The organism is Amycolatopsis sp. WAC 01375 (assembly GCF_003947325.1).
GTDB lineage: Bacteria > Actinomycetota > Actinomycetes > Mycobacteriales > Pseudonocardiaceae > Amycolatopsis.
Map to the genome: position 1 here is coordinate 115,560 of NZ_QHHW01000013.1, position 25,837 is coordinate 141,396.

Consider the following 25,837-nt stretch of genomic DNA (forward strand, 5'->3'; position numbering starts at 1 on the left):
GGTCGATCGCGAAACTTTCCGAGCGAGCTTGAAGTCAGCCCTTCACCGATCCGGTCAGCCCGCCGACGATGCGCCGTTCGGCGAGCACGAAGAACGCGAGCGCGGGGATCATCGACAGCGCGGTGAACGCGAGCACACGCGCGGTGTCCTGGGAGTACTGGGATTGGAACGTCGCGACGCCGAGCGGCAGCGTGAAGTTCGCGGAGTCGTTGAACACCAGCAAAGGCAGCAGATAGAAGTTCCAGCTGGTCACGAACGCGAGCACGGCGACGGTGGTCAGCGCGGGCGCGGACAGCGGCAGCAGGATCCGCCAGAAGAAACCGAGCCTGCTCGCGCCGTCGAGGACGGCGGCGTCCTCGATCTCTCCGGGGATCGCCCGCATGAACGGCCGCAGGATCACGATGGTGACCGGGAGCGAGAACGCCGCTTCCGGGATCGCCACGCCCCAGAAGCTCTCCAGCATCCCCAGCTGACGCAACCACAGGTACAGCGGCAAGGTCGCCACGCCGAGCGGGAACAACAGGCCGAGCGTGAACAGGGTGTAGAAACCCTCGCGGCCCTTGAAGGTGTAGCGGGACAAGGCATACGCGGCCATCGATCCCAGTGCCACGGTCAGCGCCGTGGCGATCACCGCGATCAGCGCGCTGTTCCCCAGGAACGTCCAGAACGACGACGAGCCGAGGATCGCCGCGTAGTTGTCCCACACCCACGGGCCGGGCAGGCCGGCAGGCGAGGCGTTGATCTGGGCGGTGGTGCGGAATCCGCCCAGCACCACGAACAGCAGTGGCACCACGGTGATCCCGAGGACGGCGATCGCGGCGACATAGCCGATCGGCGTCCCGGCGCGGCGCATCAGTCCACCATCCTGGTCAGCGCGCCGTCGGTGTCACGGCGCAACGCGAACCGCTGGTACAGCAACGCGAACACGAAGCAGATCACGAACAGGATCACCGCGACCGCGCTGCCGAAGCCGAACTCGTAGCGTTTGAACCCGTGGTCGACCAGGTACGTCGCCATCGTCGCCGACGAGTCGGCGGGACCGCCGAGGGTCATGATCCACACCAGGTCGAACAGCTGCAGCGAGCCGATCACCGACAGGAACACCCAGATCCGGATGGTCGGACCCAGCAGCGGCAGCACCACGTGCCGGGTGGTCTGCCAGGCCGACGCGCCGTCGAGCGCGGCCGCTTCCCGCAGTTCGGACGGCACACCCTGGAGCCCGGCGAGCAGCAGGATGATGCCGAAGCCGATGTACTTCCAGGTGATCACCGCGAACAGGGTGTAGAGCACGATCCCCGGGTCGGCGAGCCAGTGCTGGACCAGCCCGCCGAGGCCGATCCCGCGCAGCATCTGGTCCACGAAACCGTCCGGCTGCAACATCAGCAGCCAGATCACCGCGGTGATCGCCTCCGACAGCACGTAGGGCGCGAACACGAGCGCGCGGAGGACGGCACGCCCGCGCAGTTTACGGTTGAGCAGCAACGCGAGCCCGATCGACAGCGGCAGCTGGATCACGAGGGACAGTCCCGCGATGATCAGGTTGTGCCCGATGGCACCCTGGAACACCGAGCCGGACAGGGCGTCGGTGTAGTTGCCGAGGCCGACGAAATCGTCCAGCGGGCCGAAACCGTTCCACTCGTAGAGGCTGTAGAACGCCGCGATCCCGATCGGGACCAGCACGAACCCGGCGAACAGCACCAGCGCCGGCCCGAGCAGGAACGTCAGTTCCAGCTTCTTGCGCGCTCCCGGCGCCCGCACCCGGACCGCGGGTGCGGGCGGCCGCGCCGCCGCCCGCACCCGCGTGGCCGTCGCCGTCACTTGTCGCCCGCCGCGGCCTTGTTCACCGCGTCGACGATGCCTTCCGAGGTGCCTTGTCCGGCGAAGAAGTTCGCCACGGCGTCGTTGAGCGCGGCCCCCACCGCGGTCGGGAACGCCTTGTCGAAGTACATCTGCAGGTACGGCGCCTTCTGCCCGTAGTCGAAGACGGTCTTCAGCGACTCGGTCTTGAGGGACTTCGCCGCCGACGCGGTCATCGGCAGCCCGGCGCCCTTCGCCGCGAGCTGGTTCTGCACCGGCTCGCTGCCGAGGTACCGCAGGAAGTCCGCGCACGCCTTGGCCGCGCGGGTGGTACAGGAGAAACCGTCGCCGCCGCCGAGTACCGCGGCGGGATCACCTTGCCCACCGGGGACCGACGGGAACGGGAACCAGCCGACCTTCGAGTCGAGGTCCTTGTCCTCGGTGAGCGAGGACATCGTGCCGGGCTCCCAGTCGCCCTGGAGTTCCATCGCCGCCTTGCCGTTGGCCAGCAGCCCGGCCGAACTGCCCGCGCCCTGCTGCGCCGGTGTGCCGGTGAAACCCGGTTGGAACGGCTGGGTCGCCAGGAACGCTTGCAGATCGCGGCCGGCCTTGGTCCAGCAGGGATCCTCGAGTTTCACCGCTTTGACCGACTGCTTCAGCGTGTCCGCCGAGCAGGCCCGCAGCGCGAAGTAGTTCCAGTAGAACGCGTCCGGCCAGCGATCCTTGCCCCCGACCGCGATCGGCGTGAGACCCGCCTGCTTCAGCTTGACGACGGTGGTGTTGAGTTCATCCAAAGTGGACGGCGGCGCGGTGACGCCCGCCTGCGCGAAAAGGTCCTTGCGGTACCAGAAACCGACGAAGTGCTGCTCCCACGGGATCCCGTACTGCTTGCCGTCGACCTGCCAGCTCTCGGCGAGTTTGCCCACCGAGGAGAGCCATTCCCCGGCCGGGCCGGTCAGGTCCGCGACCTTGCCCGAGGTGGCCTGTGAGGCCAGCTCACCGCCGCCCCACGACTGGTAGACGTCCGGCGGTTCGTTCGACTGCAGGGCGAGCGGGACCTTGGTGGTGAACTCCTCGTTCTGCAGCGGCTGCCCCTTGATCGTCACCTCGGGATGCGCCTTCTGGTAGTCGGCGACGACCTGGGCCCAGATCGATTTGATCGGGTCGGTGGTGCCGTTGTGCCACCAGGTGAGGGTGACCGGACCGCTGGGCTCGGCCGCGGTCTCGGCGCCCCCTGAGCAGCCGGCGAGCGCGAGCGGGACGGCCGCCGCCAGCGCGGCGGCGGCGGGGATTCGGCGGTTCGAAAGCATGGTGAGTCCACTCCTGACGACTTCGGCCGAGTAGGACGGGGCGTGACTGCGCCCGGACTGGCGATGAGTTTGCGCGCCTGAAATTCCGATGTCAATCGTTGTCGATAACGTTTTACATGGCTAGTCTGACAGTATGCAGCCCAGTTCGAGGGTCACGATCCGTGACGTCGCGGCCCGTGCCGGCGTCTCCGTGGCCACGGTGTCCAAAGTGATCAACGACCGCTACGGCGTCGCCGCCGCGACCCTCGCGAAGGTCCGTGCGGTGATCGACGAACTCGGCTACGAGGCGAGCCTGGTCGCCCAGAGCCTGCGCAACCACAAGACGAACGTGATCGGGATCCTGGTCGCCGACCTCGAACCGTTCTCCACCGAACTGCTCAAGGGTGCGGCGGACGCCATCCGAGGCACCGGCTACGAACTCGTCGTCTACTCGGCAGGCGGCCGGACCGGTGATCCATCGGGCTGGGAAAAGCGTTATCTCTCAAGGCTTTCCGGCACGCTGGTCGACGGCGCGGTACTGGTCACCCCGGTGGCTTCGCTGGAGGCCGTGCCCGGAACGCCGGTGGTCGCGGTCGATCCGCACACCGGCCCCTCGACGGTGCCCACCATCGATTCCGACAACCTGCGCGGTGCCCAGCTGGCGACCGAGCATCTGCTGGAACTCGGCCACCGCCGGATCGGCTTCCTCTCCGGACGGCCGGATCTCGAATCGGCCGAGCTGCGCAAAACCGGGTACCTGCGGGCGCTCACCGCCGCCGGTGTCCCGATCGACGAGGACCTGATCCGGCTCGGCGCCTACGATCCGGAGATCTCCGCCCGGTCCGCCCGCGAACTACTGACCAGCGCGGACCGGCCGACGGCGGTGTTCGCCGCCAACGACATCTCGGCGATCGCGACCGTCGGGGCCGCCGCGGAACTCGGCTTGTCCGTCCCGGACGACCTGTCGGTGGTCGGTTTCGACAACGTCCCCGAGTCCGCGCTCTGCACCCCGCCGCTGACCACGGTGGACCAGCCCATCCGCGAGATGGGCCACCGCGCCATCACCCTCCTGATCTCGCTGATCAGCGGGGAACCCGAGAAGGAAACCCACATCACCCTGTCCACGGGTCTCGTGGTGCGCCGCTCGACGCGTGCACTCGGAACCACGACGAAGGGCGGACGGCCTTGACCACGCAGCCCAGCGCTTCACCCCGGCCCTGGCAGGACACCACCGCGGATCCCGCCGATCGCGTCCGCGCGCTGATGGACCGGATGACCTTGCGGGAGAAGCTCGCCCAGCTGTACGGCGTCTGGGTCGGCATCGACTCCGGCGGCGAGATGGCCCCGCACCAGCACGACTTCGCCGACGCGGAACTGGACTGGGACGAACTGGTGCGGCACGGCATCGGGCAGCTGACCAGGGTGTACGGCACGCGGCCCGTCGATCCGGTGATCGGCGCGCGCAGCCTGGCGCGCTCCCAGCGGGAGATCGTCGGGAGCGGCCGGTTCGGTATCCCGGCGCTGGTCCACGAGGAGACGCTCACCGGTCTCGCCGCCTGGCAGGCAACGGTCTACCCGTCCCCGCTGTGCTGGGGAGCGAGTTTCGACCCGGATCTCGTGTACCGCATGGGGGCGCGGATCGGCGGCACGATGCGACGGCTGGGTGTCCACCAAGGACTCGCACCGGTCCTCGACGTCGCCCGTGACCTGCGCTGGGGCCGGGTCGAGGAGACCATCGGCGAGGATCCGCAGCTGGTCGGGACGATCGGCGCCGCCTACGTGGCCGGGCTCGAATCCGCCGGTGTGATCGCGACGCTGAAACATTTCGCCGGGTACTCGGCTTCACGCGCCGGCCGTAACCTCGCGCCGGTGTCGGTCGGCCCCAGGGAACTGGCCGACGTCCTGCTGCCGCCGTTCGAGATGGCGTTGCGCGCGGGCGCCCGATCCGTGATGAACGCCTACATCGACAACGACGGCGTCCCCGCCGCCGCGGATCCGGCGTTGCTCACCGGCCTGCTGCGCGACACCTACGGCTTCGACGGAACCGTGGTCGCGGACTACTTCTCCGTGTCGTTCCTGTACAAACTGCACGGCGTCGCGGCCGATCGCGGTGAGGCCGCCGCGCAGGCGCTGACCGCCGGGATCGACGTGGAACTGCCCACTGTGGACTGCTACGGCGAGCCGCTGCTCGCCGCGGTGGAACAGGGCGCGGTCGATGCCGCCGTCGTCGACCGCGCCCTCGAACGGGTGCTACGGCAGAAATGCGAACTCGGCCTCCTCGATGAGGACTGGGTGCCGGAGGTGCCGGACGAGATCGACCTCGATGATCCGGAATCCCGCGCGCTGGCGAGGGAAATCGCCGAACGCTCGATCGTGCTGCTGCGCAACGACGGCGCACTCCCGCTCTCCCCCGGCCGCCGGATCGCCGTGGTCGGGCCGCGAGCGCACGATCCCGGCGCGATGCTCGGCTGCTACTCGTTCCCGATGCACGTCGGCGTGCATCATCCGGAAGTGCCGTTCGGGGTGGCGGTTCCGACCGTGCTCGACGCGCTCCGCGACGACCACGACGTCATCCACGCGCTCGGTTGCCCCGTGGTCGGCGGCGAGGACTCGGACATCGCCGAAGCCGTCGCCGCGGCCGAGGAGGCGGAGATCTGCGTCGCCGTCCTCGGCGACCGCGCCGGTCTGTTCGGCGGCGGCACCTCGGGCGAGGGATGCGACGCCTCGGACCTCAAGCTGCCGGGACGACAGGAAGAGCTCCTCGAGGCCTTGCTCTCGACCGGGACGCCGGTGATCCTGATACTCCTTTGTGGACGGCCGTACGAACTGTCACGGCAGGCCGGCCGTCTCGCCGCGATCGTATGCGGTTTCTACCCCGGGGAAGAGGGCGCGGCCGCGCTCGCCGGTGTCCTCAGTGGACGGATCAACCCTTCCGGCAGGCTCCCCGTCGGCTTCCCCGGCGAGGAAGCGTCCCAGCCGTCGACGTATCTCACGGCGCCGCTCGGGCTGCGCAGCGAGGTCAGCACGGTGGACCCGACACCGCTGTTCCCCTTCGGGCACGGGCTTTCCTACGGCGCCGTCCGCTGGGACGACGTCACGACGCCGGATCCCACGTGGCCGACGGACGGCCTCTGCCGGGTTCGGGTGACGCTGAGCAACGACGGCGACCGCACCACGACGGAGGTCGTCCAGATCTACCTGCACGACCCGGTCGCGGAGGTCGCCCGCCCGGTCCAGCAGCTGATCGCGGCCAAGCGGGTCGACCTGGCCCCCGGCGCGACCGAGGTGGTCGAGATCGGGCTGCACGCCGACCTGACGTCCTACACCGGACGGGCTGGCAAGCGGATCGTCGAACCCGGCGACGTCGAACTGCGGATCGGGACGTCGAGTGCCCGGATCGTCACGGCCGTCCCCCGCACGTTGACCGGCCCTCGCCGCGAGGTCGGCTTCGACCGGGTCATGGCACCGGATTTCGCCTGAGCCGGGCGGGGTTTGTGGGGCGGTGGGGTGAAGGCTCCCTTCGCTGCGTCTGATGAGGCGAAGGACGCTTCCGAAATCCAACGGTCACCAGAAGCCTCGCCGGAGGTGTTGCGAAAGCCACTTTCGCAACGTTGAAGGTTGCGAAAGTGGCTTTCGCAACACCTGCCCTGGCCGGACACGAGGGTTTAAGCCTGGGTCAGGTGAGCGGGTCTGCTCCGGCTCGGGCTGTACATGAAGGACCCCTTCCTGTACCTAGGCGCAAGGAAGGGGTCCTTCATGTACCTCGGCAAGGTGTGAAGGTCGAGTTTCCTCGGCTGAGCCGAGGGAAGGGGGCCTTCACGCGCTCCGATTGTGGCTGGTGGTGCTACTGAGACTCAAGGTGTCCTTCCGGACCGCCGCACTAGGTACCTCACTCACCGGCCTCAAGAGCCGTGCCGGAGAGCCGTGCCTGCCAGAGAGCTCAGCCGAACAGCTGTACGTGCAGCGAGAACGCGGTCGCGATCTCCGCCTGCGCCCAGAACCGGTGGTAGGTGAACGTCGGCGCGGCCCCACCGTCCAGATAGGACTGGACCTTCGGCCACTGCGGGTCGTCCCGGTAGAACGACCGGATGGACAGGAAGTCCGCGCCCGCGGCGAGGGGGTCGCCGTTGGGCATCGTCCCGGTCCAGCCTTGCGGCAGGTACACACCTTCACCAGTGGCCGAGTCGTACTCGTCGTCGAACCGGTTGTAGTCCGTCCGCGTTTCCGGGACCGCGATGCCGATCGAGTCCGTGTGCGCGAGCATCGCGTCGAGGAGCCCCTCGCCGACCGTCCGCGCCTCCGCGTTTCCGGACCGGGCGGCGTAGTTCAGCAGGATCTTCGAGTACGACGCCGCGACGCCGACGTCCTGACTGTGGTTCAGCACCCGGACCCGCAGGTTCGCGTTGGTCCCCGGCGTGGCCGGGTTCCACGTATCGGGTTTGCCGGTCCATTCCAGGTCGGACGGGATCCGGAACTCCCCGCCGGAGCCGACCGTCGTGTTCGCGATCGCCCACGGCACCCACTTGTCGAGGATCCGTTTCGCCCGTTCGTCGCCGGTCAGCTGGTACAGCGCGGCGACCCGCTCCAGGCCCCACGCCTGGAACCCGAACCACCTGTTGGACGGCGGGTCGTGCCAGACGGGCTGCTGGTCGTAGTACATCCCGTAGAACGTCGAGGAGCCCGCGGGCGGCGCGGCGTACTGGCCGTCCCAGCTGTTCGTCGCGCCGCCCGCGATGCCACCGTCGGCGGACTGCAACCATTGCAGGAACTCCAGTTGCCGGTCCAGGCTTTCCGCCCAGTCCGCCGCGCCGGTCGCCGAGACCGGCTTCAGTGCCGGGTCGTTGGCGAGCGCGTGCGCGGCGAGCGGGTTCTGGTAGCCCTGGTGCGCCGCGCCGTCACCGATCCGCCACGCCCAGCCGGCGGACGTGTCGGTCGCCCCACCCCACGCGTAGTACCACGACATGAGGTAGTGCGAGCTGTTCTTGCCGCTGCCCGCCGGGCAGGTGCTCGGGCCGACACAGTCGCCGATCTTCTTGAAGTACTTGTCGAACATGGCGTACCGCAGATAGTCGCCCATCTTCGACGCCTTCTTCACCACATCGGCCACCGCGGCCCCTTTGCCCTGCGCGGTCGCCCACTGGTTGGCGAGGTGCGCCACCTGTACGGCACGCGCGTCGGCGTCGGGCGCGTTGGTGTACTTCCACTGTTTTGCATAGCTGGAGTCCTTGGTGAACAGATCGAGGAACCCGTTCGGCCCGCCGTGCGCGAACGTGTCGCAGGAAGGCTGCGGGATGGTCTCCCACACCGACTCGCTGGACCCGCGCTGGTAGGTGTTGATGTACGCGGGTGCGGTGGTGCCGTCACCACAGCGGCCGAAGCCGTAGGTGTTGTCGACGTCCAGCAGCCAATGCATGCCGTAGACGTCCGACGTGCCGTAGGCGGCGCGCAGTTCACCCGCGATCGGGTCGGACCCGACCGGGACGTTGCCGTCCAGCACGGCCGGGTACCGGTCCATCCTCGGATGCTCGGGCGCGTAAGTCGCCGGGTCGGCGGCGTTGTACTTGTCGTTGGTGGGCTGGTCGACATGCGCGGGGATGATGAACTTCTCCATCGACGCCCACGCCTGGTTGAACGGCGTCCAGTCACCTTCGAGCTGTCCGTACGCGGCTTCGAGCCACAGGTAGTAACTGAACGCCTCGGACGTGGTCTGGTGACCGTGGTCCGGAGCCTCGACCAGCAGCGTCTCCACCGAGTGGTACGGCACGAGCAGGCCGTCGAAATTCCGGAAGTAGCCGCTGTCCGCGTCCTTGATCTTGTGATACTGCTGGAGGAAGGCGGCACGGTAGTCCGAGGCGGACGCGTCGATCTCCGCCACGTCGAGCGTGGCCGCGGTGAGGCCGGATCCGGTGATCGAGAACGCGGCGGTGGCGAGTGCGCCGCCGTTCGCGGCGGAGGCGATCGTCACCGGTTTCGCCGTGTTCCAGCTGTTCTGGTCGAAAGTGAGGGTCGCGGGCGTGGCCGTGAGATCGGCGCTGCCCGTCGTGCGTGCCACGTTCAGCGTGACCGGGCCTGTCGGCGGAGTCGCGAGTTTCACGTCCACGGTGGCCGAGGTCCCCTGCCGGACGCGAACGGTCGACGGGGTGGCGACGACCGACGGCGCCGCCAGCACCCGCACCGCGACCGGCGCGGAAACCGTTGCCGCGCCGAGGTTGTCGATCGCTCGCGCGGTGACCGAATACTCCCCCGCGGTCGCGCCGGTCCACGTGTACTCGAACGGGGCGCTGGTGTCGGCGCCGAGCCGGGTGGTCCCGGCGTAGAACTCCACCGACGACACCGAACCGTCGCTGTCACTGGCGGACGCGGCCAGTTCGATCGGCGACGGCACGGCGAAGGTCGCGTTGTTCACCGGCTTCGTGAGCCGCACCACCGGGCCGGTGTTCGGACCGGCGCAACTGATGCCGTTGACCTTGAAGTCGACCGGCGACCGGTTCGCGGCCCCGCTCTTCCCCGCGTTGAAGCCGAATTGCACGGTAGCGCCGGGGTTGATCGCACGCTGCCAGTCCGCGCCGCGGACGCTCACCGCGCCACCGGACTGCGTGTACGTGCCGTTCCACAGCTGGGTGATCCGCTGTCCGTCGGCGAAGGTCCAGGTCAGATTCCAATCGGGGATGACGTCGGCGCCTTCGTTGCGGATCGCCACCGTCGCACCGAAGCCGTTGTCCCACTCACTGCTGACTTTGTACGTTGTCGTACAGGACACGTCGGCCGCCGCGGCCGTGGGTACGGCACCGGCCGTGACCGCTGCCGCGAGTGCCACTGTGGTGGCCAGTGCCATACTGGGACGCGCTCTCATCGAGCGCGCCGGTGGTCGTGATCTCACAGGTCCTCCTCTGTTGTGATCCGGCGTTTTTCGGAGTAGAGCTGAAAAGCATGAGGCGACTCGCCACCACTTTGCTGATCTCCGCCGGAATACTCGCGGGCTGTTCCGCACCGGCGCCGAAGGCCACCGCCGGCGCCGAGGCGCTCGGCACTCGATTGACCACAATGGACGATCTTGTCGATTGGATCCGTGACAACGCAGGCGATTGCGCCGACGTTTCCCGCCGGGATCCCGCGGAGCTGCGCACGTTCGTCGGGCCGGACATCGCCGCCCGCTTTCAGCCGCATGTGTCCGAATGGGCCACCTGCCGGGTTTCCCCGGAATTCCCGGTCGTCGGACTCTTCCTGTTCACTGGCGACGAGCAGCGGCGCTTCCAGGAATCGTGGCATTCGGCGATGACGGCGGGCCGGATCGCCGACGGACCGGCCTTCGCCTTCGGTAACGGGTTCGCGATCTCCGCGGGATTTCTCGGCGTCGGTGAGCTGGGCCTGTACTACTTCAGATGCGGCTCCCTCGATCCTCGAGTGCATCAGGTTCCCGCCGACGTCGCGGGATGCGTGTTCGCCAACCCGGAGCACGGGCACCACTGAGCCGTGGTCCCCCGGACGCTACGGGCTGGAGCAGGTGAGCTCCGGAGTGGCGGCACTCCCTGTCGCGGTGGCGGTCAAGCCGAACGAACGGGTGGTACCCGCCGATATCGACCCGTTCCACTCCGCGTTTCGGACGGTGGCGCGAGTGCCGGCACCGTCCATGGCGAGTGTGCCGTTCCAGACGCTCGTGATCGTCTCCCCCGCCGGGACGGTCCAGCCGACCCGCCAGCCGGACAGCGGCGCCTTGCCCGGATTGGTGACGGTCACTTCCGCTTGGTAGCCACCGTTCCAGTTGCCGGTCTTCGCCAATGTGGCCGTGCACGCTCCGTTCGGCGGCTCGCCGGGATCGGGCGGATCGTCGACCACGCCGACGCCCGTGACCTCGCCGTTGCCGCCGTCGAACACGACGTCGGAGCAACCGTAGAACGTCTCGGCGCTGTCGGATCGCTTCCACACCGAGTAGACGACGTGCTTGCCCGACTTGGCCGACGGGAAGTTCCCGGTCCACTTGTACTGGCCGTCGACGCTGCCGACGTTGCCGCTCACCTGCGGATGGTCTGCCGTGAGGAAAGGCTGCTCCTCGAGGTCGTCCCAACGCAGTTCGCGGCCGGGGTCGTATCCGTCCTTGGTCACGTACAGGTAGAACCAGCCGGGGTGGGCGGCCCACGCGTTGTAGGAGAAGCCGAACGACGCGCCCGCCGTCAGATGCGTCATCGGCCAGTTCCCGGTGCGGTCGTAGCCCGCGAAACTCGGATTCCCGCCCGAGCAGAGTTTCCCGTCCGGGATGAATCCCTTGGTCCGGCCCGCGCCGTCCGAACGGAGCACGGAGAACCAGTTGTAGAGCGAGTTCTCCCCGCTTTGCCCCACGGCCGCCTTACAGGCCGAGTTCTTCGGCACGATGTTGCCCTGCGGGGTCAATCCGTCCTGCCAGCAGAAGAAAGTCCTGCTGCCCGGTTTCATCATCGCGCCGTGTGCCGACGCCGGTGGTGCGTTCAGGGTCGCGGTCACGAGGCAGGCCGCCATCGTCGTGACGACGGCCAGCATCGCGGTCATTGCCTTTCCGTGTCGCATAGCGCCTTCTTTCCGACCATACTGGGAGCGCTCCCAGCCGTTGGCACCATAGCGCGACTCGAATAACGGCGACACAGGCCGAACGAGTGAGAATGGCTTGACATCAGTGATTCCGGAGCGCGGTCTTCCCCGCGACGGGATATCGGGCTAGATTGTGGGAGCGCTCCCAATTAGTCGGCCTTCGAAAGGATCACGACGTGGTGATCGACATTTGGCGTGTAGTGCTGTCCGCCGGACTCGTCGCGGGTGTCGCGGTCGTTCCGCAAGCGTCGTCCTCGGCCGCGGAGGAGGCCGCCGGGTACGAGCGGATCGTGAACGGCGACTTCTCGGCGGGCGGCGGCGAACCCTGGTGGGCAGGCGCGAACACCCGCGCCTCGGTGACCGGCGGGGAATACTGCGTCGATGTCACCGGCGGCACGGCCAACGGGTACGACGCCTTGTCCGGTCAGAACGGCGTGCCGTACGAGGCAGGCCAGACCTACACGATGAAGTTCGACGCGCGGGCGGTCGTCGAACAGCGGATCTCGGCGGTCGCGGGTGAGTCCGTCGCCCCGTACCGGCAACTCGCGCGCACCGACGTGGCCATCACCCCCGCCAAGCAGACCTTCACCCTGACCTTTCAGTCCACTGTGGACTTCCCGGCGGCGGGTAACGGTCAGTTCGCGTTCTGGTTCGGCGGACAGTCTTTCGACAACACCATCTGCGTCGACAACGTGTCCCTCGCCGGCGGCGTGCTGCCGCCACCGGGAGTGGAACCGGCGGGCCCGCTGCGGGTGAACCAGGTCGGTTACGTGCCCGGCCTGCCCAAACAGGCGAGTCTCGCGACCGGGTCGGCCACCCCGCTGACGTGGACGCTGCGCGATGGCGCGGGCACCTCCGTCACCACCGGCCAGACCACTCCGAAGGGCCATGACGCCGCATCGAACGAGAACGTCCACGTCATCGACTTCTCGTCCTACGACCGGCCTGGCGGCGGCTACACACTGAGCGTCGGCGCCGACGTGAGCCACCCGTTCGACATCTCCGCGAACGCCATGACCGGGCTGCGGTCCGACTCGCTCGCGTTCTTCTACCACCAGCGCAGCGGCACCCCGATCGAAGCCCGGTACGTGGGCGCCGAGTACGCGCGGCCCGCCGGACACATGAACGTGGCGCCGAACCGAGGGGACGACGACGTACCCTGCCGGGCGGGCCTGGAGTGCGGGTACACCCTCGACGTGCGCGGCGGCTGGTACGACGCCGGCGACCACGGCAAGTACGTGGTGAACGGTGGCATCGCCGCGTGGCAGCTGCAGAACGCCTACGAGCGTGCCGCGCTGCTCGGTGACAAGGCGGCGCTCGGCGACGGCACGTTAGCCGTTCCCGAGCGGTCGAACGGCGTGCCGGACGTGCTCGACGAGGCGCGGTGGGAACTCGAATTCCTGGTGAGCATGCAGGTCCCCGACGGGCGGCCGCTGGCAGGGATGGCCCACCACAAGATCCACGACGAGCAATGGACCGGCCTGCCCACGCTGCCGCACGAGGATGCCCAGCCGCGCAGGCTGTCCGCGCCGAGCACGGCGGCGACCCTGAACCTCGCGGCGGTGGCGGCACAGGCCTCGCGGCTGTGGGCGCCTTACGACGCCGCCTTCGCGGCGCGCGCGCTTTCAGCCGCGGAGAAGGCGTACGCGGCGGCGAAGGCGCATCCCGGCATGATCGCCGACCCGGACGACGGCATCGGCGGTGGCTCGTACAGCGATCCCACGGTGACCGACGAGTTCTACTGGGCCGCGGCCGAGCTGTACGTGACCACCGGCCGCTACCGCACGGACGTGACGAATTCACCGCTGTTCGGGGGAAAGAGCTTCAACGCTCGCGGATTCGACTGGGGAGCCACCGGCGCGCTCGGTGACGTGTCCTTGGTACTGACACCGCGCGACGTGCCCACGGCGCCGATCCGGTCCGCGATCGTCACGACCGCGGACGCACACCTCGCGACCATGGCGTCCGCCGGGCATCCGGCGCCGTACCGGACCGGCGACGGCGGCTACGAGTGGGGATCGAACGGGCTGGTCGCCAACAACGGAATGGTGCTGGGCCTTGCCCACGACCTCACCCGCGCGGCGAAGTACCGGGACGGCGCTTTCGCCACGATGGATTACCTGCTGGGCCGTAATCCGGTCGGTTTCTCGTATGTCTCCGGCTGGGGCGATCGGCCGGTACGCAACGTGCACCACCGGCACTGGGCGAACCAGCTGGCCCCGTCGCTGCCGACAGCGCCGCCCGGTGTCCTGTCCGGCGGGCCCAACAGCGCGTTGCAGGACCCGGTCGCGCAGCGGCTGCTGCCCGGTTGCGCGCCGCAACGGTGCTGGGTCGACCACATCGAGGCGTACTCGCTCAACGAGGTCACGGTCAACTGGAACTCGGCGTTCGCGTGGCTGTCGAACTGGGTGGCCGAGCATTCCGCCCCGCCTCCGACCGCGGCGAACTGTCAGGTGACGTACACGGCCTCGACCTGGCAGACGGGCCTGACCGGGGCGCTCACCGTGAAGAACACCGGCACGACCGCATGGGACGGCTGGGCCCTGACCTTCGCGTTCGACGGCGAGGAGCGGATCACGCAGGGATGGAACGCCACGTGGAGTCAGACCGGCGCGGCCGTCCGGGCGGGCAACGCGCCGTGGAACGCCCGGATCGCGCCGGGCGCGTCGGTGTCGATCGGTTTCAACGCGGACGGCACGGGCGCGCACCGGTCGCCGGCGGAGTTCGCGGTCGACGGCGGGCGGTGCGCGCCCTAGTGGCCGGGGTGAGTGTCAGGGCCGGGGTGTCTGGCCGGGGCGGAGCGTGTCCCCGCAGGACCGCAGATGTGCGACCGAGTTCGCCGCGACGACCTTCTGCGTCTCGGTGGTGACGTAGCGCTGTGCCGCGGCGAGAACCGCGGGGTCGCGCACGAGATCCTTGCGCACCCACACTCCGACGTCACCGAACGCGGACGGGTCACGGGGGCTGCGGTAGAGCACTTCGTACTCCTGCCCGAACCGTTCGTCCTGGGCGAAGCCGAGCGTGGTGTCCCAGGTGCCGACGAACGAGATCAGCTCCGGCCTGAGCTCGTCGAAGACGTAGCGTCGCACTCCGGCGAAATCGGCGGTGCTCAGGTAGTCGGCGATGACGCGGTCGGCGAGACCGGCGAGGTCGACCACCTGGAGCCTGCTGACCAGCGCCATCCCGCCGAGGTCGATCACGCCGATCTTCGCCGAGCCTGGCAGCTTGAGGAGATCCGCCACGCCGTTGGTGACCCTGGCGTCGCGCTCGACCACGCTGCAGAACGGCGTCTTCGGGACGGCGCGGTAACTCTTGCCCTGGATGTGGAATCCGCTGATCGACGACGCCGTCGCGACGACGAGCGTGGCCGTCAGCAGGATCCGGCCTCGGATACGCGCCTTCCGCAGGGTCTCGACGATCACGATCGCGCCACCGAGCGCACCCAGCGCCCAGATCGGGGTCGCGAACCGGAGCTGCCCCATCCAGTCGGCCTGGAGGACGCAGAAGGCGATCACCGACAACGCGAACGGGACCAGGAGCGCGACGACGCCCGCGCGGAGTTTGGACGGCTTCTGCATCACCAGCGCGAGGCAGACGACCGCGACCGCGACCAGCAGCCAGCCCGCGTACTGGAGGACCGTCCCGGCCTTGGCGATGTCCGTGATGGCCGGGAGCGGTTGTGCCTTGGCGATCGCCGTGTTGGGCAGCAGACGCCCGTACTCGATCCAGCGGAACAGCAGGTAGCCGCCGAAGGGGACGACGAACCCGGCGGCGGACAGCAGCACCGCCCGGATGGCGGGAGGCACGCCGCCGCGGCGGGTGAACAGCGCGACCACGATCGGGAACGCGGCCGCGTAGATGACCCCGTCCGGACGGCTCAGCCCGGCGAGGGCGGCGAGCGCGCCTGCCGACATGGCGATCTTCGCGGTCAGGAGCGTGCCGGAGTCGACGCCGCACAGGATGACCACGGCGAGAGCGGTGACCATGAGGGCGTAGACCGAGTTCTCCAGACCGGAGAAGCACCAGATGACGAACGAGGGATTGACCGCGAGCGCCGTCCCGGCGATCAGGGTGACCAAGGCGGGCCGGGGCGTCAGGCGCTTCGCCCCGACGTACACCAGTGCCAGGATGGCCATGCAGCAAAGCAGTGCCAATCCCTTGGGGAACAGGACGTAATCGGGGACGCCGAAGATCGTGCCGTGGTCGAACAGGCCGAGCAGCTTGCCGAGGGCCAGCAGCGCCATCCACACCGGGTTCGAGAAGCCCTCGACGGGTTCGGCCCCCGGCTGCAGCACCGGCCCGAAGCCGTCGGCGAGGTTCCGGGAGTAGGCGAACGTGATGGCCGCGTCATCGATCATCCAGTTGCCGTAGAAGCTCGCGTGGACGGCGATCAGCACCGTGCCGACGATGACCGAGAGGGAGGCTCTCAGGATCCCCCGGCGCGTGGACGCCCGGCCATCGCCGCTCGGTCTGTCCCCGTCGCGGCCGCCCGGATCCGCCACCGACGGCGGATCGGTCAGTTGAACGCTGCACACGTGTTACTCCCCTGCTTTGTCCGGAAATCCGGCAACGGAGCCACGGACCGCAGCGTCCAGCTCATCCATCACGGATAGTCCGAGAAACCCCAGTGTTCTCAACAGATGATCCGCCGACACAACGCCGAGCCGATGATCATCACCCAGGGTCAGGATTCTACAGCACGGGAAAACGATCTCTCGCTCCAGCACCGTGCTATGAATTCACGCGTACGTATTCGGTGTTACTCACGGGCATGGTGGAAAATCACCGTCGAGCGGCCGTGCCACCTCGGTCGACACCTGGTAGAAACGGTGTCGAACCAAGATCGTCAAGCCCTGGCTTCCGAGAAGGGAATGCTATGCCCGAGCCCCGCCGAGCTCATGTCTCCGACCACGGCACGATCGTCGAATGCGTACAGGAATGGTGGGGCGATTCGCGCAATCCCGCTCAGGCTCGCGAGCTTTCGCTTCTGCTTCCCAAACTTTTCCTGCAATTCTTCTCCAGCACGAGCCTGGTCCTGGAGGACGAAGCGGGCATCAGGGCATTCCTCGTCGGCTTCCACGCACCGGACAATGCCACCGAGGCGTACATCCATTTCGTGGGAGTGGATCCGCACCTTCGCGGCCAGGGAACGGCCCGCCGCCTGTATACGACTTTCTTCCAGCGCGCCGCCGAGGCGGGCCGCACGGAAGTCCGTGCGGTCACCTCGCCGGGCAACACCGGATCCATCGCCTTTCACCAGGCCATGGGGTTCACGCTCGAAACCGGCGACCGGGTGGCCGACGGCCTCCCCCTGCACAGCGACTACGACGGCCCCGGCCAGGACCGGGTGTGCTTCCACCGGAAGCTCACTCGTTGACCACCGATCAGGTCCCCTCGACGACGTGGACCGAGTTGACGCCGATGTTGCAGCTGACGTGGTGGTCGATCCGGTACCACTCGTTCTGCGGCGGGTAGTGCCAAATCGTGTCGTACGTTCCGCCGAACGTACAGTCCACCCGCAGCTTCCACTTCGCCGGAATGGGCGCCCAGCAGACTCCCCAGGCCCGATAGCTCGAGTTGTAGCCGGTGTCGCAGGTCATCCCGTACACCGGCGTGACGAAGCTCGCCTGTGCAGGCGCGGCGGCCGCGACCATGACGCCGCCCGCAACCGCCGTCGCGGCGACCGCGCCGCCAATCCTCCGAATGCTCTTTCGCATGATTTCCTCCGTGCGGCGAATATGGCCGAATGAGACAAGAAAGGACGATATTGTCCTCGGCACACATTTGACGCGTTCGAAGGGATCGTCCAAGGGACCACGCAAACTGCCTTTTGGGGCGATAGGAGCTCGCCGCGGCGGCGCTATCCGTAGATGGAGGCGGCCCATTCCGGGTGGTCGATGAACGGGTTGCGGTTGTGCTGGAACCGGTCGTAGATGACCTGGTTACGACGCTGCTCGGCGGCGTCGGGCGGGTCCTGGGTGTTCCAGGTCAGCAGCACCGAGAGGCGGCCGATGTTGGGTTTGGAGCCGTTGTCGACGGCGTCGTTGGGTTCGAGATCGGCGAAACCGTCGGTGCCGTCGTAGCGGACGGCCATGTACAGGATCATGCGGGCCACATCGCCCTTGACCGCGTCCCGCGGCTCGAACGAGTCGTCGTCGGTCGAACTCCCCGGCGCCTCGCCGACCGGCGAGCCACCGGCGTCGAAGTCCTTGTTCCCGCGGGTGCTGTTGACGGACACGTCCTCCGCTCGCAGGTGGTGCAAATCGGTACCGGGTCCGACGGCGGTGCCGAAGTCGCCGTGCGACTTGGCCCAGACATGCTCGCGGTTCCAGTCGTCGACCTCGCCGCCGTTGGCGGTCTTCGCCTGCGAGCGGCCGCTGTAGAGCAGCACGACGTTCGCCGGGTTGGCCGGGTCCTCGTCGGTGGCCCTGATCCCGTCCCACACCTGTTCGTAGGTCAGTTTGGTGTTGGTGCTGATGATCCCGTGCAGTGCCGCCTTGAGCTCGGGCCCGGTCTTGCCCAGCGCGTCCTGGTAGTAGTCGTCCGCGGCGGTGGACGGCCCCGCCATGGTCGGTGACGCGAACGCGATCCCCGCCGCGGCGCCGAGTGCGAGAACGAGAGAGATACGACGGGTTGGCTGCATGGACAGGTCCTCTCCCCAGAGGCGCCGACCCGGATCGTCGTCTGTTCAGCCACAACCCCGGCAACGCACTAGTCGTCTAGTTGGAAAAATACTGTCATGGGTGTCAATAGGCACCACTCCGTCGGTCGACATCCGCGGTCGTCCGCGCGACAATCGTCGTCCTGATCCGGACTCACTGGAGGGCCGCGTGGCTGGGCTGAACGAGCAGATCCGCGGCTGGATCGCGGCACCGAAGTTCTGGCACCTGGCCACGGTGAACAGGGACGGCTCACCCCAGGTGTCCGCCATGTGGATCGACCTCGAAGGCGACCACATCGTGTTCAACACCGCCGTCGGCAGGGTGAAGGAAGAGAACCTGCGCCGCGATCCCCGCGTGTCGCTGTCATGCCTGGACACGGACAACCCTTACGACCGCGTCGTGATCCAGGGCCGGGCCGTCGAGTTCGTCGAAGGCGACGAGGCGGATCACTGCATGGACCGGCTGGCGAAGAAGTACGTCGGAACCGACCGGTTCGAATGGCGGATCCCGGGCGAACGGCGGGTCAAGGTGCTCGTCGAGCCGACCCGCGCTCGCCACGTCGTCGGCGTCGAGCCCTTCCGGCCGGGAAGGCTCGAGCCAGGCACACAGGCCTGACGTCTCGATTAGATACCCAAACGGCGCAACCGGCGGAGCGGTCGGCTACGTCCTCGGCGCATGAGATGGATTGCAGCGTGCCTTCTACTGCTGGTGGCGGGATGTGGCATTGGCAACGATCCGGCGAAGCTGGAGGCGTTCGCGAGACTCGACGGCTCGAGCACCCGGTTGACGGGCCTGCGGCCAGTCGAACTCGGAACGGCTCCTGCTCAGGAGTTCCAGCGAACCCTCGAACGCGCCAAGCTGACGAACCTGGACGAAGTCCGTGGGGCTTTGTCGTTCGTCCTGCCCGCCGACCGGCGCGGTTTCGCCTTCGTCCTGCCGGGCTGCGCCGAGGACGGCGCCGAACTGACCGTCGAACGCGACACGCTCACCGCGGAACTCACCGGTGGGGAGAACGTCAACTGCGCCCAGGCGAACTATTTCCTCGCCGTCTTTTCCGTCGAACGCGACTCGGTGTCGCCGACACCGACGTTGTCGACGACACCGCGCTAGTCGCGAGTTTCAGCCTCGCTGCGGCTCTGCGATGGGCTCCGGCAGCGTGAGAGCGGTATGGGCCGATCGCCCGGTTTCCGGCGCCGAGGTGATCAGGCCACGCAGCCGGCTGTCGCGTCGCGCGAGGGCTTCGGCGGTGACCGGGAAGAGCGCCGCGTCGCCCACGCCGACCTGCGCCTGGTTCACCTCGACGAATCCCCGCGTGTCGTTTTCGTAGGCGTCGAACGCGGCGATGTGGTCACGGTGGACGGTCAGTGCCCTGGCGAGCATGTAGGCACCCACCAGGGCGAGGCTGGAACCCTGCCCGGTCAGGAACGACGGCGCGTAGGCGGCATCGCCGACCAAGGCGATCCGGCCGCTGGACCAGCGCGGCAGGTGTATTTGGCTGATGGTGTCGAAGAACAGGTCGTCCGCGCCGCGCATCGCGGTGACCATGGCCGGGATTTCCCAGCCGTCGCCGGCGAAGGTCGCGGCGATGAGGTCCAGTTGCGCTTGGGGGTCGCGAAGCACCTCGTACGGCGGCTCGGGGCGAGCGGCGACCAGGAAACCGTGGATCCGCTCGCTGCCCTTGACCGCGTAGAGCGCCGCCCCGCGGCCGGGCACGGTCCAGAGCACACCTTCTCGCGACAGGCCGAACTCGTTGGGCATCGTGAATCCGGCGAAGCAATATCCCAGATAACGGTGATAGGGATGCTCGGGCCCGAAGACGAGTTCCCTGGTGCGCGAGTGCAGTCCGTCGGCACCCACGACCAGGTCGAACGCGCGCCGTGTTCCGCTGCGGAAGGTGACTTCGACACCGTTCTCGTGTTCTTCGAGCGCGTCGATGGAATCGCCGAATACGTACTCCACGTCGTCGCGGGTGGCTCCGTACAGAATCTCCGCCAGGTCACCACGCCGCACCTCGACATCGCTCCCCTCGACCCCGCCGACCACCGCCTGCGGATGCACCGACGCCACCTCTCCGCCGGTGGAATCAAGGAACGTCAGCAAACGCGTCTCGATATGCGCTTCATGGAGCAGTGGCAGGATCCCCATCCGGCGGGCCACCTCCAGCGCGGTGCCCCGGACGTCGATCGGATATCCGCCTCCTCGCAGTCCGCCCGCCTTCTCCACCACCGTCACCGAGAACCCGTACCGCCGCAACCAGAATGCGACGGCCGGTCCGGCGATGCTCGCTCCGGAGACGAGGACTGTTCCTTTTGCCGTGTTCATTTCCATTCTCCGATTCCGTCAAAGAGACGCCGGTGAGGGCGTTTTGTTGTTGTGTGGAGACTTTCGCACCAGCAAGACGACGAGTACGGCCGCGATCGCGAAGGCCACGGAAGCGATCGTGATGTAGGTGAAGACACCCGTTCCCGAATTCACGGTTTCGCCGCCGACGGACACGGTGGTCGACTTGAGCACCGCCGCGCCCACGAAATCCAGCACCACCGAGCCGATCGCGATGACGACCATGACCAGGCTGGAGACGATGCCCTGCCGTTCGGCGGGTGCCAGGCTGCCCGCCAGGTTGAAGCCGGAGGTTCCGAGGACGCCGACCGTGAAACCCAGCAGGAAAGCGAAGAACACCGCGACCGGGAACTGGGAGACACCGAGGAACATCCCCATGGTTCCCACGGTCCCGAGTGCGATCCCACCTGCCAAGGTCATCGCCGGCCCGACGCGAGTGGCGAGCACCCCGGCTACCGGACCGCCGATCATGACGCCGATACCGGGCGCCGCGAGCAGCAGTGCCAGCGTTCCCTGGCCCGCCAGTCCGTACCCGAACCCTTGCCCCGCCGAGACATCGCTGACCAGCGGGATGAGCTGGAGCATGCTCTGGTACGAACCGGTGCTGAGCACGAGCACGAGCAGTGTGAGCGCCAAAGGCGCGCCGAGGTTCCGGATGTCGATCAGCGAATCGGGCTTCCGGCTCGAGACCAGGAACCACCTGGCCAAGGCCACGACGCCGCCGATCAGGAGGACCATCGGGCCGACGGCGAACCAGCCGAACTCCGAGCCGAGGCTGACATAGCCGAGCACCCCGGCCAGGCCGCCGCCGAGGAGCAGCGCACCTCCGACGTCGATCCGGCCCGGCGTCCTGAGCACGGACTCGGGAATGACGCGGCGCACGCAGATCGCCATCGCGATGGCGACGACGGCCGATACGACGAACAAGATCTGGAAGCCGAACTCCGCGGCCAGTTTCTCGGTGAGGAAACGGGAACCGATGTTGAGCACCGCGGATCCGGAGGTCACGATGCCCACCACGACCATCGCGATCCGGGGCGCGCAGATCTCCCGGACGATCGCGACGGAGAGGAACAGGGCGGCCACGGCCGACCCTTGCAACAGTCGTCCGGGCACGAAGACCCAGATATTCGGGGCCACCGCGCAGATGAGCGCGCCGGCGCAACTGAGCAGCAACGTCAGTACGAGCACCTTGCGTTTGCCGTGCACGTCGGCGCTCTTGCCGAGCAGCGGCGCCCACATCACGCCCGCCAGCATCGCGCTGGCGTTGAGCCACGCCGTCTGATCGGTGCCGAAGTGGTCGAGCATTTCCGGAAGGACGAGCAGCGGCGCCGTGATGGCCGTGTCGACCATGAAGTTGACCAGGACCAGGACGGCCACGAGGCCGATGAGCCGCCTGTTCCACCTCGTATGCGGTCCTGCGCCGGGATTGCCGATCCTGCTCTCCTGCATAAAGGACTCCTTGTGCGGGATGGAGGAAAGGCGGCGTATCCGCCTCAAAAGCTACACTACACGGTGCAGTTTTCTGCGGCTGAGAATACGATGAGAACATGGCGACCCCGAAAGCGACCGCGCGGACACCGGGCAGGCGACTGCAGGCCGAGGCCAAGCAGGCGGCCATCCTCGACGCGGCCGAGGCGTTGTTCGTGTCGGACGGATACGAACTCACCAGCGTCGACGCGATCTCGGCGCGGGCCGGCGTGTCCAAACGCACCGTCTACGACCACTTCGGCGACAAGCAGACCCTCTTCCGCAGTGTCCTCGGCCGCGCCAACGACGCCGTGGTCGCGACCGTGCACAAGGCGATCGACGAAGAACTCACCGACGACAGGGACATCCGCGCCGCCCTGCTCGGCTTCGCGCGGCGGGTGACGACGGGAATGTTCCCCACCTCGGACTACGCGACGTTCCGGCGGCTGAGTTCGCAGGCCCCCGTGGCGCCGCGACTGCCGGAAGCGGCGCGCGACCAGCCCGAACGGATGATGGAGGAACGGTTCGCGAAGTTCGCGGCGGACGGCAGGCTCCGGCTGGCCGACCCGCGGCGCGCCATGCAGCACTTCGTCGCACTGACGATGCGCCTGGTCCTCGACGTGGTCAACGACGACCTGGCAGGCACGGTCGGCAAGTCGGAGATCCTCGCGATCCTCGACGACGGGGTGGACGTATTCCTACGCGCCTACGGCTGATCCAAAATGGACGGACACTGCGGCGGCGGGCACGTCCCCGCCGCGACGTGCCTGCGCGATCCGGGCCGGGGTCCGCGACGGGCTCCGGACAGGACGAGCGATCGACCATCCCCTGTGGGGCGGATGCGGCACCGATACCGGCAGATGATCCGGCCAATGGCTTCGGGTCAGGCCCGCTTGCGGGTCGCGATCTCGTCAGAAAGCTGCCGCACATGGGCGGGGTCCGCGTCCCGGGCAAGGGCGACGTAGTGGTCCATGACGGCCGGCCGGTAGCGCACGGGCAACGTCTGTTCTGGGGCGAGCCGGGTGATCTCGGTGATCGTGAGGTCTTCGTCCGCGACACCGCGGAACGAGATGCCGCCGACCTCCCGCCAGTCGACGAGAACGCCGAGCGATTCCTGGCTCAGGTCGGCCTCAACTGCGCCATCAGATCGTTGAGCTTCTTCTTCGAACCGGTGCCGGGATCTCGGCCTGGCGCTTCGCCCCTCGCCGCGGTTGTACGTCGCGGCCATTCCCGACCACCGTCGCATCGCCCCGTCCCGATGGGGTCGCCGCCTGCGGTCACACTCGGTCGAGAGCAGCCTGGGCATTGCCTTGCAGGGACTTGTCTGTGCTGCGGGCATGACGAGGAGCCCGTCGTCGGTGTGACCGACGGGCTTCTCGGGTCACACGTGATGGAGGGTGTTGCGCCGGGATCTTCGTAGCGGGTCCAGATATTGGGGTGGGATGAACTCCGGTATCCCATCGCCCGCCATCCGGACTTGCCAGTCGCCGTGGTGGATCAGCCGGTGATGAAAACCGCAGAGCAGCACCAGGTTCCGGAGATCGGTGGGACCTCCGTCTGCCCAGTGGTGAATGTGGTGAGCGTGGCAGTTCCTGGGCCGCCGGTGACAGCCGGGGAAGGCACAACCGCCATCCCGGATGTTCAAGGCTCGGCGTTGGCCTGGTGTGACGAACCGTCGCAACCGCCCGACATCCAGCGGCTCACCGGCGGCGCTCATCACGACCGGGAGCATCAGGCAGTCGCAGGCGGCGAGGCGGGCTTCGCGGGCGGTCATCCTCCCAACGAAATCGAGGCATGCGGTGCCGAGGCCGGATTTCAGTGCGTCGAGTCCGATCGTGACATGCAGCAGGGTGCGGTAGCCGCTGGTGCCGGGCTGATCCGGACAGGCGATCGCCAAGTCGAGGATGTCGACCCAGGCGTCGCCCATGCGCTCGCATTTCATCCGCAGATCGGCTTGACCGAACTCGTCCACCGGCCGCGGTTGCGCATACGCCTCCAAAGCCGCAGCAGTGCGAGCACCCGTCTCATCATCGAGCAGCCCGGTCAGCTTCCAGAACCCGTCCTTGCGGCGCTCCAAGGTGATTTCCCGGCGCAGCTCAGTAGGTTCGGGGTCTTTCGGTTCGTTCCCATCGGGATCCAGCCAGGCGAGCAGGTTCGCTTCGGCGTCGACGAGCTGGCGGGGTCCGGCGTCGCGAGCGAGAGTGGCGAGGATCTTCTCCGCACTCACCCGATCCTCAACAGAAGTCTCGGCCGGGAGCTTCTTCAAGATCTCCAGAATCTGATCGATCCGCTCATCCCCGACCAAACCCTCCGCAGCCACCGCGGCGGTAGCGGGCGCGACAGCAGGAACCTCGGTCCCGTCCAACGCACGCGTCGGGTTCAACGCGATCGCGCGATTCACCACCGCACGCGCCTCACCCACCGACAACCCCGCCACATCGGCGAACCAGTTCGCCGTACGGCCATACCCATACAAGTCCTTGACGCCCCGAGACTCGACCTCCGCCAAGAACTGCCCCAGTCCGGCGGCGGCCATCCTGATCACCTGCAAAGACTGCCGTACGCCATGGGCAAGCTCCAGCTTGCCAGCACGCCACAGTTCCTGCGGCAACTCGGGAAGGAAGGTCTCGGACACCCCTCAAGAATACCGCAAAACAATCGAACAGGCGTTCGTAATTTAAGCAACAATGAAATCGAACGAACAACACTGAAGGGTGATTCAAGCCGCCTTGTCCCCCGTGAGAGCTACGCGCAGATGTCCTCCGCATGGTGACGATTCCCGGCTGCGAGATCCGTAGCGTTGCCGTGAATCGTCCCCCTGTACCAGGAGTTCATCATGTCCCGTAAGGCATCCGCTCTGATCGCGCTGTGCTGCGCCGTGGCCGGTGTTGCGCTTTCGGCTTGCGACGAAGCCACGGAATCGGAGTCGTCCGCGGAAGATCGTGTCGCGTTCACCGGAACCCAGAAGATCAAGGTCGGCGAGCGTTCCGTGAACGTGTCGTGTGCGGGTGATCCGGTCGAGGGGCGGCCGGTCGTCGTCCTGCTGCACGGCGGAGGCGACGACGTCGGGAAGCTGGCGGGGCTCCAGAACACGTTGGCCGCGCAGGGTCAGGTCTGCTCTTACGACCGGCTCGGCGCGGGCGCCAGTGACCAGCCTGACGGACCGCAGAGTTTCGAGAGCACCGGGAAGATCCTGACCGGGGTGATCGACCGGGTCGCCGGCGGTAAGCCGGTCGTGCTGGCCGGGCATTCACTCGGCGGGTTGATCGCCGGCAGGTACGCCCCCGACCATCAGGACCGGGTCAAGGGGCTGGTGCTGATGGACGCCACGTCTCCGACCCAGGCCGCCGATCTGCGGCAGCACATCCCGCAGTCGGCCACCGGTATGGCGGCCGAACTGCGGGACCAGACCTTGGCGGTGATCGCGGGGCAGGGTCCGGAGAAGCTGGTGGTCCCCGACGGCGAGGTCCGCCCGGCCGGGACCATCCCGGTCGAGGTGATCCAGCACGGCAAGCCGTATCTCGCGGCCGTCCCCGAGTACGGCGCCGCCCTGGAGCGGGCGTGGTCCGAGGGTCAGCGTAAATGGCTCGCGCTGTCCGCCCGCGGCAATCTGAGCACCGCGGCGACCAGTGAGCACTACATCTACGTCGACCAGCCGGACCTCGCCGTTCGCGCGATTCAGCGCGTCACCGACGAAGCCGCGAAGTCCTCTTAGGA

21 protein-coding genes are annotated in these 25,837 nt (G+C 67.8%); 9 read left to right on the forward strand and 12 right to left on the reverse strand.

What is annotated here, in order from left to right; all coding sequences use genetic code 11:
• Nucleotides 1–34: 34 nt before the first annotated feature.
• The 3 genes from DL991_RS04835 to DL991_RS04845 are packed head-to-tail and all read right to left on the reverse strand — an operon-like array spanning nt 35 to nt 3,107.
• A complete protein-coding gene (locus tag DL991_RS04835; RefSeq protein ID WP_125781350.1) occupies nt 35–853 on the reverse strand; it encodes a carbohydrate ABC transporter permease in 819 nt (272 codons plus the stop codon).
• Nucleotides 853–1,818, reverse strand: a complete 966-nt coding sequence (locus tag DL991_RS04840; RefSeq protein WP_125781352.1) for a carbohydrate ABC transporter permease — start codon at nt 1,816–1,818, stop codon at nt 853–855. Before DL991_RS04840 ends, DL991_RS04835 begins: the two co-directional genes overlap by 1 nt.
• The gene (locus DL991_RS04845; protein ID WP_125781354.1) at nt 1,815–3,107 is read right to left on the reverse strand and encodes an ABC transporter substrate-binding protein; all 1,293 of its coding nucleotides are present in this window, start codon (nt 3,105–3,107) and stop codon (nt 1,815–1,817) included. Before DL991_RS04845 ends, DL991_RS04840 begins: the two co-directional genes overlap by 4 nt.
• Nucleotides 3,108–3,240: 133 nt before the next feature.
• Between DL991_RS04845 and DL991_RS04850 the strand changes: the two genes are divergently transcribed.
• On the forward strand, nt 3,241–4,275 hold the full coding sequence (locus tag DL991_RS04850; protein ID WP_125781356.1) for a LacI family DNA-binding transcriptional regulator: 1,035 nt from the start codon (nt 3,241–3,243) through the stop codon (nt 4,273–4,275).
• A complete protein-coding gene (locus DL991_RS04855) occupies nt 4,272–6,566 on the forward strand; it encodes a beta-glucosidase (RefSeq protein ID WP_125781358.1) in 2,295 nt (764 codons plus the stop codon). Before DL991_RS04850 ends, DL991_RS04855 begins: the two co-directional genes overlap by 4 nt.
• A 460-nt stretch (nt 6,567–7,026) precedes the next feature.
• On the opposite strand, the gene DL991_RS04860 is transcribed toward DL991_RS04855, so the two are convergent.
• Nucleotides 7,027–9,939, reverse strand: a complete 2,913-nt coding sequence (locus tag DL991_RS04860) for a glycoside hydrolase family 48 protein (protein ID WP_125781360.1) — start codon at nt 9,937–9,939, stop codon at nt 7,027–7,029.
• 77 nt (nt 9,940–10,016) lie between these two features.
• Here DL991_RS04860 and DL991_RS04865 point away from each other — a divergent pair, with 77 nt between their 5' ends.
• Entirely contained in the window at nt 10,017–10,556 is a 540-nt protein-coding gene (locus tag DL991_RS04865) for a hypothetical protein (RefSeq protein WP_125781362.1), read from the forward strand.
• A gap of 18 nt (nt 10,557–10,574) precedes the next feature.
• On the opposite strand, the gene DL991_RS04870 is transcribed toward DL991_RS04865, so the two are convergent.
• Nucleotides 10,575–11,609: a lytic polysaccharide monooxygenase gene (locus DL991_RS04870; protein ID WP_125781364.1), complete on the reverse strand. Its 1,035-nt coding sequence runs from the start codon at nt 11,607–11,609 to the stop codon at nt 10,575–10,577.
• Nucleotides 11,610–11,824: 215 nt separating this feature from the next.
• Between DL991_RS04870 and DL991_RS04875 the strand changes: the two genes are divergently transcribed.
• The gene (locus DL991_RS04875; RefSeq protein WP_199753832.1) at nt 11,825–14,404 is read left to right on the forward strand and encodes a glycoside hydrolase family 9 protein; all 2,580 of its coding nucleotides are present in this window, start codon (nt 11,825–11,827) and stop codon (nt 14,402–14,404) included.
• Between the two features lie 15 nt (nt 14,405–14,419).
• On the opposite strand, the gene DL991_RS04880 is transcribed toward DL991_RS04875, so the two are convergent.
• A complete protein-coding gene (locus DL991_RS04880; protein WP_125781366.1) occupies nt 14,420–16,183 on the reverse strand; it encodes a hypothetical protein in 1,764 nt (587 codons plus the stop codon).
• A gap of 341 nt (nt 16,184–16,524) precedes the next feature.
• On the opposite strand from DL991_RS04880, the gene DL991_RS04885 reads away from it, so the two are divergent.
• Entirely contained in the window at nt 16,525–17,025 is a 501-nt protein-coding gene (locus DL991_RS04885; protein WP_125781368.1) for a GNAT family N-acetyltransferase, read from the forward strand.
• A gap of 7 nt (nt 17,026–17,032) precedes the next feature.
• Here DL991_RS04885 and DL991_RS04890 read toward each other — a convergent pair whose 3' ends face one another.
• Both DL991_RS04890 and DL991_RS04895 read right to left on the reverse strand, forming a co-directional pair.
• On the reverse strand, nt 17,033–17,365 hold the full coding sequence (locus DL991_RS04890) for a hypothetical protein (protein ID WP_125781370.1): 333 nt from the start codon (nt 17,363–17,365) through the stop codon (nt 17,033–17,035).
• Between the two features lie 143 nt (nt 17,366–17,508).
• Nucleotides 17,509–18,291, reverse strand: coding sequence for an endonuclease I family protein (locus DL991_RS04895; RefSeq protein WP_125781371.1), 783 nt, complete (start codon nt 18,289–18,291; stop codon nt 17,509–17,511).
• Between the two features lie 187 nt (nt 18,292–18,478).
• Between DL991_RS04895 and DL991_RS04900 the strand changes: the two genes are divergently transcribed.
• Nucleotides 18,479–18,925 carry a PPOX class F420-dependent oxidoreductase gene (locus DL991_RS04900; protein WP_125781373.1) on the forward strand — a complete coding sequence of 149 codons (447 nt, stop codon included), beginning with the start codon at nt 18,479–18,481 and terminating at the stop codon, nt 18,923–18,925.
• Between the two features lie 60 nt (nt 18,926–18,985).
• On the forward strand, nt 18,986–19,420 hold the full coding sequence (locus DL991_RS04905; protein WP_233598667.1) for a hypothetical protein: 435 nt from the start codon (nt 18,986–18,988) through the stop codon (nt 19,418–19,420).
• Between the two features lie 9 nt (nt 19,421–19,429).
• Here the strand turns inward: DL991_RS04905 and DL991_RS04910 are convergent, their stop codons facing one another.
• Together DL991_RS04910 and DL991_RS04915 are read right to left on the reverse strand one after the other, a co-directional pair.
• Nucleotides 19,430–20,632 (reverse strand): FAD-dependent monooxygenase, encoded by a 1,203-nt coding sequence (locus tag DL991_RS04910; protein ID WP_233598668.1) that lies wholly within the window; start codon nt 20,630–20,632, stop codon nt 19,430–19,432.
• Nucleotides 20,633–20,650: 18 nt separating this feature from the next.
• On the reverse strand, nt 20,651–22,102 hold the full coding sequence (locus DL991_RS04915; protein WP_125781377.1) for an MFS transporter: 1,452 nt from the start codon (nt 22,100–22,102) through the stop codon (nt 20,651–20,653).
• A 98-nt stretch (nt 22,103–22,200) separates the two neighbouring features.
• Between DL991_RS04915 and DL991_RS04920 the strand changes: the two genes are divergently transcribed.
• On the forward strand, nt 22,201–22,836 hold the full coding sequence (locus DL991_RS04920) for a TetR/AcrR family transcriptional regulator (RefSeq protein ID WP_125781379.1): 636 nt from the start codon (nt 22,201–22,203) through the stop codon (nt 22,834–22,836).
• A gap of 167 nt (nt 22,837–23,003) precedes the next feature.
• On the opposite strand, the gene DL991_RS04925 is transcribed toward DL991_RS04920, so the two are convergent.
• Together DL991_RS04925 and DL991_RS04930 are read right to left on the reverse strand one after the other, a co-directional pair.
• Nucleotides 23,004–23,348, reverse strand: a complete 345-nt coding sequence (locus DL991_RS04925) for a hypothetical protein (protein WP_233598669.1) — start codon at nt 23,346–23,348, stop codon at nt 23,004–23,006.
• 153 nt (nt 23,349–23,501) lie between these two features.
• Entirely contained in the window at nt 23,502–24,755 is a 1,254-nt protein-coding gene (locus tag DL991_RS04930) for an HNH endonuclease signature motif containing protein (RefSeq protein WP_125781381.1), read from the reverse strand.
• Nucleotides 24,756–24,956: 201 nt separating this feature from the next.
• On the opposite strand from DL991_RS04930, the gene DL991_RS04935 reads away from it, so the two are divergent.
• Nucleotides 24,957–25,835: an alpha/beta fold hydrolase gene (locus tag DL991_RS04935; RefSeq protein ID WP_125781383.1), complete on the forward strand. Its 879-nt coding sequence runs from the start codon at nt 24,957–24,959 to the stop codon at nt 25,833–25,835.
• Nucleotides 25,836–25,837 lie beyond the last annotated feature (2 nt).

Coding starts and splice junctions, on each gene's coding strand:
- DL991_RS04920 (WP_125781379.1), top strand. CDS start 22,201: ATGGCGACCCCGAAAGCGACCGCGCGGACACCGGGCAGGCGACTGCAG.
- DL991_RS04890 (WP_125781370.1), bottom strand. CDS start 17,365: ATGCGAAAGAGCATTCGGAGGATTGGCGGCGCGGTCGCCGCGACGGCG.
- DL991_RS04895 (WP_125781371.1), bottom strand. CDS start 18,291: ATGCAGCCAACCCGTCGTATCTCTCTCGTTCTCGCACTCGGCGCCGCG.
- DL991_RS04925 (WP_233598669.1), bottom strand. CDS start 23,348: ATGGCCGCGACGTACAACCGCGGCGAGGGGCGAAGCGCCAGGCCGAGA.
- DL991_RS04865 (WP_125781362.1), top strand. CDS start 10,017: ATGAGGCGACTCGCCACCACTTTGCTGATCTCCGCCGGAATACTCGCG.
- DL991_RS04835 (WP_125781350.1), bottom strand. CDS start 853: ATGCGCCGCGCCGGGACGCCGATCGGCTATGTCGCCGCGATCGCCGTC.
- DL991_RS04885 (WP_125781368.1), top strand. CDS start 16,525: ATGCCCGAGCCCCGCCGAGCTCATGTCTCCGACCACGGCACGATCGTC.
- DL991_RS04915 (WP_125781377.1), bottom strand. CDS start 22,102: ATGCAGGAGAGCAGGATCGGCAATCCCGGCGCAGGACCGCATACGAGG.
- DL991_RS04850 (WP_125781356.1), top strand. CDS start 3,241: ATGCAGCCCAGTTCGAGGGTCACGATCCGTGACGTCGCGGCCCGTGCC.
- DL991_RS04860 (WP_125781360.1), bottom strand. CDS start 9,939: ATGAGAGCGCGTCCCAGTATGGCACTGGCCACCACAGTGGCACTCGCG.
- DL991_RS04845 (WP_125781354.1), bottom strand. CDS start 3,107: ATGCTTTCGAACCGCCGAATCCCCGCCGCCGCCGCGCTGGCGGCGGCC.
- DL991_RS04905 (WP_233598667.1), top strand. CDS start 18,986: ATGAGATGGATTGCAGCGTGCCTTCTACTGCTGGTGGCGGGATGTGGC.
- DL991_RS04870 (WP_125781364.1), bottom strand. CDS start 11,609: ATGACCGCGATGCTGGCCGTCGTCACGACGATGGCGGCCTGCCTCGTG.
- DL991_RS04935 (WP_125781383.1), top strand. CDS start 24,957: ATGTCCCGTAAGGCATCCGCTCTGATCGCGCTGTGCTGCGCCGTGGCC.
- DL991_RS04910 (WP_233598668.1), bottom strand. CDS start 20,632: ATGAACACGGCAAAAGGAACAGTCCTCGTCTCCGGAGCGAGCATCGCC.